The organism is Xanthobacter aminoxidans, assembly GCF_023571765.1.
GTDB lineage: Bacteria > Pseudomonadota > Alphaproteobacteria > Rhizobiales > Xanthobacteraceae > Xanthobacter > Xanthobacter aminoxidans.
This window is the reverse complement of the sequence record NZ_JAMJXC010000011.1, coordinates 24520-37926: the sequence shown is the minus strand read 5'-3', so window position 1 is coordinate 37926 and position 13407 is coordinate 24520. Positions and strand designations below refer to the sequence as shown.

The 13407-nt window shown below is 70.4% G+C and carries 10 protein-coding genes; 3 read left to right on the top strand and 7 right to left on the bottom strand.

Annotated features, from left to right (window positions below):
* The 3 genes from EJ105_RS16770 to EJ105_RS16760 are packed head-to-tail and all read right to left on the bottom strand — an operon-like array spanning nucleotide 1 to nucleotide 5326.
* A complete protein-coding gene (locus EJ105_RS16770) occupies nucleotides 1-3090 on the bottom strand; it encodes an efflux RND transporter permease subunit (protein WP_347881328.1) in 3090 nt (1029 codons plus the stop codon).
* Complete coding sequence (locus EJ105_RS16765) at nucleotides 3087-4145, bottom strand: efflux RND transporter periplasmic adaptor subunit (protein WP_250167345.1); 1059 nt, start codon at nucleotides 4143-4145, stop codon at nucleotides 3087-3089. The genes EJ105_RS16770 and EJ105_RS16765 overlap by 4 nt, the downstream gene beginning before the upstream one ends.
* Before the next feature lie 14 nt (nucleotides 4146-4159).
* A complete protein-coding gene (locus EJ105_RS16760) occupies nucleotides 4160-5326 on the bottom strand; it encodes an efflux RND transporter periplasmic adaptor subunit (protein WP_250167235.1) in 1167 nt (388 codons plus the stop codon).
* A 302-nt stretch (nucleotides 5327-5628) separates the two neighbouring features.
* Between EJ105_RS16760 and EJ105_RS16755 the strand changes: the two genes are divergently transcribed.
* Nucleotides 5629-6204: a TetR/AcrR family transcriptional regulator gene (locus EJ105_RS16755; protein WP_250167234.1), complete on the top strand. Its 576-nt coding sequence runs from the start codon at nucleotides 5629-5631 to the stop codon at nucleotides 6202-6204.
* 64 nt (nucleotides 6205-6268) lie between these two features.
* On the top strand, nucleotides 6269-7186 hold the full coding sequence (locus tag EJ105_RS16750; RefSeq protein WP_250167233.1) for an alpha/beta fold hydrolase: 918 nt from the start codon (nucleotides 6269-6271) through the stop codon (nucleotides 7184-7186).
* Nucleotides 7187-7220: 34 nt separating this feature from the next.
* Here EJ105_RS16750 and trxC read toward each other — a convergent pair whose 3' ends face one another.
* The gene (gene trxC / locus EJ105_RS16745) at nucleotides 7221-7667 is read right to left on the bottom strand and encodes a thioredoxin TrxC (protein ID WP_250167232.1); all 447 of its coding nucleotides are present in this window, start codon (nucleotides 7665-7667) and stop codon (nucleotides 7221-7223) included.
* Nucleotides 7668-7944: 277 nt separating this feature from the next.
* Here trxC and EJ105_RS16740 point away from each other — a divergent pair, with 277 nt between their 5' ends.
* Nucleotides 7945-10047 (top strand): c-type cytochrome, encoded by a 2103-nt coding sequence (locus EJ105_RS16740; protein ID WP_250167231.1) that lies wholly within the window; start codon nucleotides 7945-7947, stop codon nucleotides 10045-10047.
* 166 nt (nucleotides 10048-10213) lie between these two features.
* Here the strand turns inward: EJ105_RS16740 and EJ105_RS16735 are convergent, their stop codons facing one another.
* The 3 genes from EJ105_RS16735 to dsbD are packed head-to-tail and all read right to left on the bottom strand — an operon-like array spanning nucleotide 10214 to nucleotide 13371.
* On the bottom strand, nucleotides 10214-10891 hold the full coding sequence (locus tag EJ105_RS16735; RefSeq protein ID WP_250167230.1) for a L,D-transpeptidase: 678 nt from the start codon (nucleotides 10889-10891) through the stop codon (nucleotides 10214-10216).
* A gap of 7 nt (nucleotides 10892-10898) precedes the next feature.
* On the bottom strand, nucleotides 10899-11528 hold the full coding sequence (locus EJ105_RS16730; protein ID WP_250167229.1) for a DsbA family protein: 630 nt from the start codon (nucleotides 11526-11528) through the stop codon (nucleotides 10899-10901).
* A gap of 22 nt (nucleotides 11529-11550) precedes the next feature.
* Nucleotides 11551-13371 carry a protein-disulfide reductase DsbD gene (gene dsbD, locus EJ105_RS16725; RefSeq protein WP_250167228.1) on the bottom strand — a complete coding sequence of 607 codons (1821 nt, stop codon included), beginning with the start codon at nucleotides 13369-13371 and terminating at the stop codon, nucleotides 11551-11553.
* Nucleotides 13372-13407: the final 36 nt, after the last annotated feature.

Genomic DNA, 13407 nt, shown 5'->3' with positions numbered 1-13407 from the left:
TCACCCGGTGTGCGCGCCGGTCGGGTCGGGGCCTTGCGGGCCATCCCCGGGCTTCGGCGCGGGAATGCGGAACCAGGCCACATAGAGCGCCGGCAGGAACAGGAGCGTCAGCACCGTTCCCACGATGATGCCGCCCATCATGGCGTAGGCCATGGGTCCCCAGAACACCTCGCGGGCGATGGGAATGAGGCCGAGGCTCGCCGCCGCCGCCGTGAGCATGATGGGCCGCATGCGGTGCTCCGTCGCCTCCCGCACCGCCTCCCACGGCGGGTGGCCCTCGGCCCGCAGATGCTCGATCTGGACGATCAGGATCACCGAGTTGCGGATGAGGATGCCGATGAGCGCCAGCACGCCGAGGATGGCGACGAAGCCCAGTGGCGCGCCGCTCGGTACCAGCGCGGCGACCACGCCGATGAGCGCCAGCGGGGCGACGGCGAACACCAGCACCAGCCGCTGGAAGCTCTGGAGCTGGATCATCAGGATGGTGGCCATGATGAACAGCATCAGCGGCATCACCGCGAGGATGGGGGCCTGGCTCTTCTGGCTCTCCTCCACCGCGCCGCCGATGACGACACTATAGCCGGGCGGCAGCTTCGTGTTGAAGGCCGCGACGGCGGGCGTCAGCTGCTCCACCACCGTGTTCGGCTGGACCGCATCGATGATGCCGGCCTTCGCCGTGATGGTCGGCAGCCGCGAGCGCCGCCAGATGGTGGGCTGCTCGATCTCGTAGCGCAGGGTCGCCACCGCCGCGAGCGGCACGGAGCGCCCGCCCGAGCCGGGCAGCTGAAGGTCGCGCAGGGTCTCGATGGACTGGCGTTCCTGCGCATTGGCGCGGCCGAGCACGGTCACGAGATAGATGTCGTCCCGCACCTGGGTGATGGCCGTGCCGTCGAGCACGCCGTTGAGCGCACCGGCGATGTCCTCTGAGGTCACGCCGAGCTGGCGCGCCTTGTCCTGGAGCACGTCCACCTTGATGACGCGGGCGGGCTCCATCCAGTCGAACACCACGTTGCCGAGGTGCGGATTGCCGCGCATGACGCTGGCGAAGTCGAGGGCGATGGTGCGCACCTTCTGGATGTCCGGCCCGCTCACCCGATACTGCACCGGGCGGCCGACCGGCGGACCGATGTCGAGGAAGTGCACGAAGGCGTCGGTGCCGGGCATGGTCTTGTCGAGATAGGCCTGGAACTGCCCCCTCAGCCGGTCGCGCTCCTCCAGCCCCTTGGTGACGATGATGGTTTGGCCGAACGCCACGTCCGCCGGCTGCACGTCCACCGGCAGCACGAAGCGCGGGGCGCCCGTGCCCACATAGGTGGACCAGTGGTCGATGTCGGGATTGCCCTTCAGCGCCTCCTGCTCGAAGCGCGCCATCTGGGCGTTGGTCTCGGCGATGGAGGCATTCTGCGGCAGGTTCCAGTCGACGATCAGCTCGCGGCGGTCGGAGGACGGGAAGAACTGCTGCTGGACGAGGCCCATGCCGGCGATGGAGAGGATGAAGACGAGCAGCGTCACGCCGATGGTGGTCCAGCGCCACAGCATGGCGCGCTTCAGGATCCAGGCGAACGCACGGGCGAAGCGGCCGCCGCCTTCCTGATGATGCGGCAGGCTCTTCGGCAGGATGGCCACGCCCAGGAGCGGTGTGAACAGCACCGCCACCAGCCACGACACCAGAAGCGACACCGCGATGACCACGAACAGGGTGAAGGTGAATTCGCCGGCGTTGGAGCTGTTGAGGCCGATGGGGATGAAGCCGGCCACCGTCACCAGCGTGCCCGACAGCATGGGGAACGCCGTCGAGGTGTAGACGTGGGTGGCGGCTTTCCTGAGCGTGTCGCCGGCCTCCAGCCGCGCCACCATCATCTCCACCGCGATCATGGCGTCGTCCACCAGCAGGCCGAGGGCGATGATGAGCGCGCCGAGCGAGATGCGCTGGAGCGAGATGCCGGAATAGGCCATCACCATGAAGGTGATGGCGAGCACCAGCGGGATCGAGATCGCCACCACCAGCCCCGCCCGAAACCCGAGGCTGACGAAGCTGATGGCGAGCACGATCACCACCGCCTCCACAAGGGCGCGGGTGAAGCCGCCCACGGCCTCCTCCACGATCTGCGGCTGGTCGGAGACGAGATGCACGCCGACGCCCACCGGCAGGTCGGCCTCGATGCGCGCCATCTCCGCCTTCAGGGCCTCGCCGAACTCGAGCAGGTTGGCGCCGGCCTTCATGCCGATGGCGAGGCCGATGGCCGGCTCGCCGTTGAAGCGGAACAGCGCCTGCGGCGGGTCCACATAGCCGCGCCGGATGGTGGCGACGTCGGTCAAGGGGAAGAAGCGGCCGTTGATCCGGAGGTTGATGGCCTTGAGGCTCTCCTCGGAGGTGAATTGCCCGTTGACGCGCACGGCGATGCGTTCCGGCCCGGCCTGCAGCACGCCCGAGGGCACCAGCGCGTTCTGCGCCTGGAGCGAGGTGAGGACGGCGCGCTGGTCGATGCCGAGGGCGGCCATCTTGCGGGTGGAGAATTCGAGGAAGATCACCTCGTCCTGCGCGCCGATGATGTCCACGCGGCCCACATTGGGCACCGTGAGCACCTGCGCGCGCACCTCCTCCACCCGGTCGCGCAGCTGGCGCTGGGTCAGCCCGTCACTGGTGAAGGCGTAGATGTTGCCGTAGACGTCGCCGAACCGGTCGTTGAACTGCGGCCCCGTCACCCCCTGGGGGAAGGTGCCGCGGATGTCGTTGACCATGTTGCGCACCTGCAGCCAGGTGGGCACCACATCGCGGGCCTTGGTGGTGTCGCGCAGGTTGACGAAGATCGTCGTCTCGCCCGGCACGGTGAGGCTGCGGGTGTAGTCCAGCGCCTCCAGCTCCTCGAGCTTCTTCTCGATGCGGTCCGTGACCTGCCGCGTCATCTCCTGAGCCGAGGCGCCGGGCCATTGCGCCTGGATCACCATGGTCTTGATGGTGAAGGCGGGATCCTCCTCGCGGCCGAGCTGCAGGTAGGACAGGAAGCCCGCGAGCACGAAGGCGAGCATGAAGTACCAGACGAGCGAGCGATGCTCGAGCGCCCAGTCGGACAGGTTGAACGACTTCACGGCTGGACATCCTGCTCTAGACGGATCTTCTGGCCCTCGGACAGGCTGTGCACGCCCGCTGTCACGAGGCGCGTTCCTGCTGCCAATCCCGAGGTCACGCGCGCCTTGTCGCCGGAGGCGGCGGACACGGTGACCTGCTGCGCGTGCACCGTCCGGCCGTCCGCCGCGACGCACCAGACGAAGGACTTGCCGTCGCGGGTGAACACCGCAGAGCCCGGAATCAACAGGTCGGCCGCAAGAGTGTCGGCGGGACGCGCCGCGACGGTTGAGCCGAGCCGGTACACCGCGGGCGGATGGTCGAGGGTGATGCGCACGCGGCGGGTGCGGGTCACGCTGTCGGCCTGGGGCGCGATCTCGCGCACCCGGCCGGTCACGACGGGTGCCCCGTCGAGCTGGAGGCTGACCTGGAACGGCGATCCGATCTTGATATCGCCGATGAAGTCCTCGCCGATATCCACCACCGCCTCGCGGATGTCGGGCCGCGCGATGGTGACAACGCTGCGCCCGGGGGAAACCACCTGTCCCAGCTCCGCGCCGACCGCCGTGACGACCCCGGCGAACTCGGCCTTGAGCTGCGCGTAGCCCAACTGCTCGCGCGCCTTGACGAGGTTCGCCCGGGCGCGGGCCAGCGACGCCTCGGCCGCCGAGCGGCCCTGCTCGGCGGTCTCGAACGTCGCCCGGCTGGTGGCCGCGGTCTCCAGAAGGGTCCGCTGGCGGTCCTCCGTGCCGGAGGCGTTGGTGAGCTGGGCCTGGGCGTTGGCGACCTCCGCGAGGGCGGACCGCACCGAGAGCTTCAGGGCGGTGTCGTCGATGGCGGCGACGACCTGGTCCTTCGCGACCACATCGCCCACGTTCACCGACCGCACGAGCAGCCGCCCCAGCACGCGGAAGCTGAGGTCCGTCTGCACCTGCGGCTCGATGGTGCCCGCCACTTCGAGCACCTCGCGGGACATGGGCTGCACCACCGCCGTCAGCACCGGACGCGGCGGAACGGCGGGAGCGGCCGCCTGCTCGCCGCAGCCGGTGAGGGCGGCCGTCGCGGCGAGCACCAGCATCAGATAAGCGTGTCTCACGAGCCGCTCTCCAGTGTGTAATCGACGGTCTGGCCGGTGCTGAGGCGCTTGGCGCCGTCCACGACCACGAGGTCGCCCGGCGCGAGGCCGGAGGAGATCACGATGGAGCCGGTCTCGAAGGCGTCCACGACGACCTTGGCGAGCGATACCGCATGGGTCTTCGGATCGATCCGCCAGACCGCGGGGTCTCCGCCATCGGAGGCCAGCGCGCTCCAGGGCAGGACGATGCGCGGCTTCGCCTTCCACATCACGGTTCCGGTCACCGGACTGCCGAGGGGCATGGCTTCGGGCGGCGCGTCGATGGCCACCTTCACCCGCACGGTGCCGGTGGTCGCATCGATGACCGGCGACACTTCCCGCACGCGCCCGTCCGCGACGACCTTGGGATCGGAGACGAGCGAGACCCTGATGCGGTCGGTGTCGCTGTTGTGGAAGAAGGTCTCGTAGACGTCGAACACCGCGTCGCGCGTGTCGTCCTCGGCCAGCGTGAACGCCGGCTGGGCGGGCTGCACCACCTGCCCCACCTCGATGGTGCGGGCGGTGATGACGCCGGCCGCGCGGGCCCGCAGCTCGGCATAGCCCAGCGCATCCCGCGCCGTTCCCAGCTGGGCGCGCGCGGTCTCCAGCGCGCTTTCGGCCGCACCGGCCGTCTCCGTCGCCTGATCGTAGGCGGCGCGGGTGGTGTAGCCCTTGGCGAGCAGCGTCGACTGCCGCTGGAAATTGGCATTGGCGACGCGCAGCCGGGATTCGGCGGCGGAGACGGCGGCCGTGGCGGCGTCGAGTTCGGCCTGCTGCTCGGTGGGATCGATCCGCGCCAGGAGATCGCCGGCGGCGACGTGCGCGCCCACGTCCACCAAACGTTCCGTGACCCGCCCGCCGACCCGGAAGGACAGCTGGGTGAGGACCTTGGCCTCGACATCTCCCGTCAGCGAGACGGAGGTGGTGCGGTTCGTGACCGCGACGGTGGTGGCCCGGACCACGAATGCGGGCCGCCCTGCGTCCGGCGTGGGGTGGGCCGCATCCTTCGGGGTTCCCTGTCCGTCGCAGGCGGCGAGCAGGCCCGAGAGGGCGAAGATGCAGATCAGCGCGGCCGTCGGCCGTCGCGCAGGCGAACGAACGCCCGCTCCGGTGTTCGCCGCCGGCGCGCGATACGGGAATTGCATGAGAAATCAGGCCGTTCTGTTCAAGACCCGGCGCACCGCGCCGCCGCCGCGCCCTGCGGCGCAATCGGGTGGCAAGTGTCCTGGGTACGGATCTCCAAGGGACCGATGTCCTGGGGGTTCATCTCGAGGGGACGTATGTCCGGGGGGCGCGCACCGGTGCACAGGCATGAAAATCTCCGCTCCGGAACCTCGCGCCCCTCGGTTCTGCTATCCCTGTAGCGCGAGCCGCGGGTGAAAGTCAACGGGTGTTGACCAGATGCCCGCGACCCCCTACGCCTTGAGGCCGGATGAGGACGGATGTGATGACCAAGACCCGTGACAGCTCGGCGCCCGCCTCCGGGCGGGAGCGCATTCTGGCGGCGGCTGTCGCGCGCTTCTCGCGGCAGTCCTACGACGAGACCGGACTGCGCGAGATCGCCGCCGACGCGGGCGTGGACGTCGCCTACGTGCACCGCGCCTTCGGCTCCAAGGAGCAGCTGTTTCACGAAGCGCTGAAGTGCGCCGTGCAGATGGACAAGATCTTCGACGCGCTCGGTTCCGACCCGGCCCGGATGCTGGCGGCCCATCTGCTGGCTGAGGACGAGCCGGACGCGACGGTCCGGCCCATGGACATCCTGATCCGGTCCCTGACCAGCCCGAAGGCGGCGGCGGTGCTGCGCACGGCGGTGATGGAGGAGTTCGTGACGCCGCTGGGCGCGCATCTCGACACCAACGCCACCCAGCGTGCGGCGCTGGCGGCGGCGCTGCTGATGGGGGTCGGAATCCTGCGCGACGTGCTGGAGCTGCCGGCCCTCTCGGAAGGACCGGGCGGCACCCTTGAGCGCAGTGTCGCCGATACGCTGGCGATGGTGCTGGGACAGGCCGGTCCGAAAATTTGATCCGGGTAATATTGACTATAATTTTGTCCGGGTATTAATGGTGGGCCCTCTTCCGGACGTCGCCATGCCCCTCGTGAAAGCCAACGGTCTCGACATCGCCTTCGACAGCTTCGGCCCGCAGGATGGCGAGGCGATCCTGCTGGTCGCCGGTCTCGGCGTTCAGAGGATCCGCTGGGCCGAGCCGTTCTGCGCCGCCCTCGCGGGGCACGGCTTTCGTGTGATCCGCTTCGACAATCGCGATGCCGGCGGCTCGACCCATCTCGGCCAGCACACGCCGCCGGACCTCGGCGCCCTCGTCGCCGCGCTGATGGCCGGGCGGCGGCCGGAGGTTCCCTATACCCTCGCCGACATGGCGGCCGACGCGGTGGGCCTGCTCGATGCCCTGGCCATTCCGCGGGCGCATGTGGTCGGCCAGTCCATGGGCGGTATGATCGCGCAGATCATGGCGAGCGAGCACCCCGGACGGGTGCTGTCCCTCACCTCGATCATGTCGGGCACCGGCAATCCGGCGCTGCCCCAGGCCGAGCCGGACGTTCTGGCCATGATGATGCGCCCCGCGCCCGATCCGGCCCGCGACGAAGCCGGCTTTCTGGCCCACAGCCTCGCCTTCGCCCGCCGCATCGCCGGTCCGGCGCATCCGGCGGACGAAGGCGCGCATGGCCGCCTTGTGCTGGAGGAGGCGCGCCGCGCCCATGATCCCGGCGGCGCGGGCCGGCAGCTCGCCGCCATGGCCGTGGCGGGGGACCGCCGCGCCCGGCTCGCGACCATCGCCGTGCCCGCGCTGGTCATCCACGGCGCGTGCGATCCCCTGATCCCGCCGGCCTGCGGCGCCGACACCGCGGCTTCGATCCCTAGCGCTGAATTCCTGCTGGTCGACGGCATGGGCCACCATGTGCCGGCGAGCCTCCACCGCGTGGTGGTGGAGGCCATCGTTCGTGTGGCGCGGTCGGCCGCCAGCGATCAGGCCGGAACCTGCCACTGAGCGCGGTTCGATCGCGCGCGGGCTCCGCCGTGGCTCAGCGTGCCGTGCTGACGGCGTGCTGCTCCACGAAGGCGCGGATCTGCCCGCCGGAGAGGGCACCGCTCTGGCGGGCGATTTCCCGGCCGCCGCGGAACAGGATCAGCGTCGGGATCGAGCGGATCTGGAAGCGGGCGGCAAGCTGCGGTTCGGCCTCCGTGTCCACCTTGGCCAGCCGCACGCGGGGCTCCAGCGCCGCTGCGGCGGCCTCGAATGCCGGCGCCATGGCGCGGCAGGGGCCGCACCAGCCGGCCCAGAAGTCCACCAGCACCGGCAGGTCGTCCGAGCCGATCTGCCGGTCGAACGCCGCCGTGGTGAGCGCCACGGGATGGCCCGTGAACAGGGCCTGCCCGCACGAACCGCACCGTCCGCCGCCGCGCCGCTCGGCGGGCAGGCGGTTCAGCTGCCCGCAATGGGGGCAGGGGATGATGATCTTGTCGGACATGATGTCGATGACGGCCGCCGGGCGCCGGATCCGGTTCGCCTGCGGCCGCTCCTTTCTCCCGTCCAGATAGGCGGCCGTGGCGGCGCCGCAAGGCAAGGGCGGGAATTTCACAGTTGCGGTGCGTCAATGCCCTGTTGCGGTGCGGCTGTAGTGTCGTCGCGCGGGACTTGGAAGGCGGTGCGAAAGCAGCCGCGAATCGCCGGAGGGACGGGATGCCGTTTCTCCGGAGGGGTTCGTGCGCGCGTTCGGGGCGCCGGCCATGACAGGAGGTCGTTCCATGAACGACGAAGGGACAATCCGGCGCAGGCCGCGATTGAAGAAAATCGCGGCGGCCGCAGCCGGCGTCGCGGTGGTTGGCGCGGCCGTGTTCTGGTGGGTCGTCACCCCGCCGCGCATTGAGGATGGCGGCCGCGCGCTGCCGCAGGTGGCGGACGCGGAGCTGGTCGCGCGCGGCAAGTACATCGCAGAGCTGGGCGACTGCGTCGCCTGCCACACCACGGCGGACGGCAAGCCCATGGCCGGCGGGCGCGGGCTGGAGACGCCGTTCGGCATGCTCTATTCCACCAACATCACGCCCGATCCCAAGACCGGCATCGGCCGCTACAGCTTCGGTGCCTTCGACCGCGCCATGCGCAAGGGCGTGACCGCCGACGGCACCCACATGTACCCGGCCATGCCGTACCCGTCCTACGCGAAGATGTCGCCGGACGACATGTATGCGCTCTACGTCTACCTCATGAAGGGCGTGACCCCGGTGGACAGCCTCAACAGGCCGTCCGGCATCGGCTTCCCCTTCAACCAGCGCTGGACGCTGGCGTTCTGGAACCAGATGTTCCTCGACAGCCACCCCTTCGTCGCCGACGCGGGCAAGGGTGAGGTGTGGAACCGCGGCGCCTATCTGGTGCAGGGCCTCGGCCATTGCGGCGCCTGCCACACGCCGCGGGGCATTGGCTTCCAGGAGCTCGCCATGGGCGATACGGGTGGCGGCGGCGACAAGTTCCTCTCCGGCTCCAAGGTGGAGGAGTGGAACGCGGTCAATCTGCGCGGCCTCGGCGACGTGGATGACACGGTCGAGTTGCTGAAGACCGGCCAGAACCGCTTCGGCACCGTCTCCGGCTCCATGACCGAGGTGATCCACAACTCCACCCAGAACTTCACCGACGCTGATCTCGTGGCCATCGCCACCTATCTCGGCGGTCTGCCCACCGACCAGCCGCGCGCCCCGCGCCCGGCGACGCCGGACACGGGCATGGCCTCGGCGGTTCCCGCCGCCATGTTCACCAGCCGGGGCGGGCTCGCCTATGCCCAGTTCTGCGCCGATTGCCATCGCCTCAACGGCGCCGGCGTCGCCAAGGTGTTCCCGCCGCTTGCCGGCAATCCGACCGTCGCGGCCAAGGACCCCTCGACGCTCGTCCACATCACCCTGACCGGCTGGGCGACGGCGCAGACGCAGGCCCATGCCCGCGTCTTCACCATGCCCGGCTTCGCCCGGCTGGGGGACGACGAGATCGCCGACATCCTCTCCTTCGTCCGCGCCAGCTGGGGCGGCGGGGCAGCGCCGGTGACGGCCGGCGCGGTGAAGGCGGCGCGCGCAACGCTCGACCCGAAGGTGGACACCCGGCCTTTCGACACGCCGCGCATCGCCGACGTGCTCAATGAGCCCAACGCCACCCAGCTGGTGCGCGGCATGCGCCTCAACACCGAGACGCACACGTTGCTGCCGAAGAATGTCGGCAACGTGCTGAACTGCTCCAGCTGCCACCTCAATGCCGGCACGGTGGCCGACGGCTCGCCCTATGTGGGCGTCTCCGCCTTCTTCCCCAGCTATGCGCCGCGGGCCGGACGGGAGATCACGCTGGAGGACCGCATCAACGGCTGCTTCCTGCGCTCCATGAACGGCAAGCCGCTCGCCAAGGACGGCGACGACATGAAGGCCATGGTCGCCTATTTCGACTGGATGAAGCGGGAGACCAAGCCCGAGGACAAGGTGGAGGGCCGCGGCGTCGGCAAGATCAGCCAGCAGATCAAGCCGGACACCGAGAACGGCGCCAAGGTCTACGCCGCCCAGTGCGCCGTCTGCCACGGCGGCAACGGCGAGGGCATCAAGGACGCCGCCGGCGCCTTCGTCTATCCCCCGCTCTGGGGCGACCAGTCCTTCAACATCGGCGCGGGCATGGCGCGCACGTACACGGCAGCGGCGTTCGTGAAGCGCAACATGCCCATCGGCTTCCACGGCGGCTTCCCGCTGGGCCAGGGCGGCCTCACCGATCAGGAGGCGGTGGATGTGGCCGAATACTTCAGCCACATGCCGCGGCCGGACTTCGCCCCCAAGGTGAACGACTGGCCGAAGGACAAGAAGCCGGCGGACGCCCGCTACTGACCCCTTGAAACAACGAGCGCCCGGACCGTGCAGGGTCCGGGCGCTCGCGCATCCCCCCGTCGCGGGACATTGGACGGGTGGAAAGGGTGTTGCGTTGCCTACGCTCAAACGCCGCGCGGGCTTCTTTGCGTTGCCCTCGCTCAAACGCCGCGCGGGCTTGGAGAACTCAGACGGGAAGCACCACCACCTTCGTGCCGTTGGGCACGCGGCGGTACAGGTCGATCACGTCCTGGTTCATCATGCGGATGCAGCCGGAGGAGACCGCCTCGCCGATGGTCCAGGGCTCGTTGGTGCCGTGGATGCGGTAGAGCGTGTCCCTGCCGTCCTTGAAGAGATACAGCGCACGGGCGCCGAGGGGATTGGTCTCGCCCCCGGCCATGCCGCCGGCCCAGGGCCGATACTTGGCGGGCTCGCGCGCGATCATGGCGTCGGTGGGCCGCCAGCTCGGCCATTCGCGCTTGTTGCCCACGTTCGCCGTGCCGGAGAATTCGAGCCCTTCGCGGCCCACACCCACGCCATAGCGCAGCGCCTTGCCGTTCTCCTGCACGAGGTAGAGGAAGCGGTTTTTCGGATCGACCACCAGCGTGCCCGGCTCCTGTCCGGTGGGGTTGTTCACCAGCTGGCGGACGTTGCGCGGCTTGATGTCGTCGGGATCGGCGGCGGGAATGCGGAAGCCGCCGTCCTCCAGCGCGCCATAGCGCGCGGCATCAGCCGGGGCGACGCGCGGTGCCTTCACCGGCATCTCGTCCTGTGTGGTCACGCAGGCCCCGAGGGCCAGCGGCAGGACGAGGGTGGTGAAGAGACCGCGACGGGACAGCAGGGGGGACGCGGGAAGGGAATCCAAGGCCGGCTCACTCCCCTGCGGTCTGGCGGCGGCGGGCTTCGGCCACGGCGCGCTTGAAGCTTGAGTAGTCAAGGGTGGAGGCGAGCAGGGGGCCGACCAGATAGGTGGGCGTGCCGCTGAGGCCGAGGGAATCCGCCTGCGCGGCGTTGCGCTTCAGGAGCGCGCCGATGTCGGCGATGTGGGCTTTGAGATCCGCCATCAGCCGGTCGAGGTCGACGCCCGAACCGGCCACCGCCTTCAGCATGGTCGGCTCGTCGATGCGGCGGCCGGGGATGGCCATCAGCGCATTGTGGACGCTCTCGTAGCGGTCCTGATAGGTGGCCGCCAGCGCCAGCTGCGCGCCGTAGACCGAAGCCTCGGTGAGCACCGGCCAATCCTTGTAGACGAGGCGGATGTGCCCGTCCTCCTTCACCACGCGGGCGAGGTCCGGCGCCGATTTCTTGCAGAAGGGGCAGTTGTAGTCGAGGAAGGCGACGATGGTGACATCGCCCTCCGCATTGCCGAACGTCGGCGCGGCCGGGTCGCGCAGGATGGCGTTGACGTCCACGCCTTCCGCCCATGCGGTGCCTGCTGCCGTCAGCACGGCCGGCATCAGGGGCGCGAGCGCGGCGATGCGGATGAAGTCCCTGCGTTGCATGGGGTGTCCTTCGGTCATGGGGTCAGAGCCCTGCCTCAAGGGCGAGGCGGTCGATGTCGGCGAGGGTGAGCGCGCCCACGCGGCGCGAGCCCGGCACCTCGCGGCCGGTGGGATCGAGGAGGAACAGGGTCGGCGGGCCGATCACCGCGTAGCGGCCCATGAGGGCCTGCGCGCCGTCGCCATACCGGGTCACGTCGACGGCGATGCGATCGAGCCTCGACAGGCGCGCGGCGGCGGCCGGCTCCGCCATCGCCGCCTCGTTGGACTTGCAGACCGTGCACCAGTCGGCGGTGAAGGAGACGAGGGTGGGGCGGCCGTCCTGACCGGCGGCGGCGAGCGCCTGCGTCAACGCCGCGGGGGACGACACCCGCACCTCCCGTGCCTCCGCAGTGGCCGGACGGACCGGTGCGGCGAGGAAGGCGAGGGGCCGCAGGGGATCATTGGCCCCGCCGGCCGCGCCGACCAACAGCAAGAGCCCGCACGCCACGGCGGCGATGCCTGCCGTCTTGCCGATCCGGCGACCGGCATCGGCGTCGCAGGCCAGCGCATCGAAGCCGCCGGCGAACACACCGAGGCCGATGGCGAGCAGGCCGTAGAGGGCAAGGCCGGCGGCATCGGGCAGCACGCGCGCCGCGAGCCAGACGGCGATGGCGAGGAAGAGCACGCCGCAGCTCTGCTTGATGGCGACAAGCCAGCGTCCCGAGCGGGGCAGGATCTGCGCGCCGAACGCGCCCACCGCCACCAGCGGCGCCGCCATGCCGAGGCCGAGCATGAACAAGGCGGAGGCGCCGCGCGCGGCATCGCCCGTCTGCGCCGCATAGAGCATGGCGGCGGCGAGCGGCGGCGTCACGCACGGCCCCACCACCAGCGCGGAGGCGAAGCCCAGCCCGGCCGCGCCCGCGACGGAGCCGCGCCCGCCCGATGGCAGCCGCGCCGCCAGCGCGGAGGGGACGGCGAGATTGAAAAGGCCGAACATGGCGCCGGCCAGCCCGACGAACACGGCGGTCATCAGGCCGATGGCCCATGGCGTCTGCAACGCCGCCTGAAGGTTCGCGCCGGTCCAGGCTGCGCCCATGCCGAGCACGCCATAGGCGGCGGCCATGGCAAGACCATAGGCCCCGGACAATGCGAGGCCGCGGGTCGGTGTCGGCTTCCTTCCGCCCCCGGCGAGGATGCCGGAGAGGATCGGCAGCATGGGGAAGACGCAGGGTGTGAAGGCGAGCAGCAGGCCGAGGCCGAAGAAGGCGCCGAGCAGGGGCAGCAGGCCCCTGTGGAACAGCGCATCCATGGCGCCGGGCTGCGCTGGGGCCTCGGGCGCCGGGGCCTCGGGCGCTGCGGCCGGGGAGGCCGGTTGCTCCACGGGCGCGGCTTCGGCGCGCGGAGGAGCGGCGGTGATGGCGAGCGTCGCCAGATCCACCCGCCGTGTCACGGCGGGGTAGCAGACCCCCTGCTCGGCGCAGCCCTGGAAGGAGATGTCCAGCGCCCCCGTCGCCGGCAGGCCGGTGGCCTGCGCGGCGACGGACCGGTGATAGATCTCCACCGGCCCGAAATTCGGATCATCCTTCTCCTCGCCCGGCGGCAAGGCGAGGGGCACGGCGGCGCCCTCCATCCCGGCCTTCAGGCTCTCGCGATAGAGATAGGTGCCCGGCGCGATGCGCCAGCTCAGGGAGAGGGTGCCGTCCGCCCCCCGTGTCGCCGAGACGGTGAAGGCCTCGTCCGCCTTCAGGATGCGGCCCTGCGCCAGCGCGGGGACGCCGCCAGTGGCCGACAACACGGCCAGCGCCAGCACGGCGAGCGCGTGGCGGAGGGGGGAGAGGGGGGAGCGGGGCGTGTTCGCGACCATGACCGCTCCCTCGGATGCCCACCTTAAGCGGGCCTT

Excerpts from the sequence above, each read along its gene's own strand:
- EJ105_RS16765 (WP_250167345.1), bottom strand. The coding sequence starts at position 4,145 with ATGCTGGTGCTCGCCGCGACGGCCGCCCTCACCGGCTGCGGCGAGCAG.
- EJ105_RS16760 (WP_250167235.1), bottom strand. The coding sequence starts at position 5,326 with ATGCAATTCCCGTATCGCGCGCCGGCGGCGAACACCGGAGCGGGCGTT.
- EJ105_RS16755 (WP_250167234.1), top strand. The coding sequence starts at position 5,629 with ATGACCAAGACCCGTGACAGCTCGGCGCCCGCCTCCGGGCGGGAGCGC.
- EJ105_RS16750 (WP_250167233.1), top strand. The coding sequence starts at position 6,269 with ATGCCCCTCGTGAAAGCCAACGGTCTCGACATCGCCTTCGACAGCTTC.
- trxC (WP_250167232.1), bottom strand. The coding sequence starts at position 7,667 with ATGTCCGACAAGATCATCATCCCCTGCCCCCATTGCGGGCAGCTGAAC.
- EJ105_RS16740 (WP_250167231.1), top strand. The coding sequence starts at position 7,945 with ATGAACGACGAAGGGACAATCCGGCGCAGGCCGCGATTGAAGAAAATC.
- EJ105_RS16730 (WP_250167229.1), bottom strand. The coding sequence starts at position 11,528 with ATGCAACGCAGGGACTTCATCCGCATCGCCGCGCTCGCGCCCCTGATG.
- dsbD (WP_250167228.1), bottom strand. The coding sequence starts at position 13,371 with ATGGTCGCGAACACGCCCCGCTCCCCCCTCTCCCCCCTCCGCCACGCG.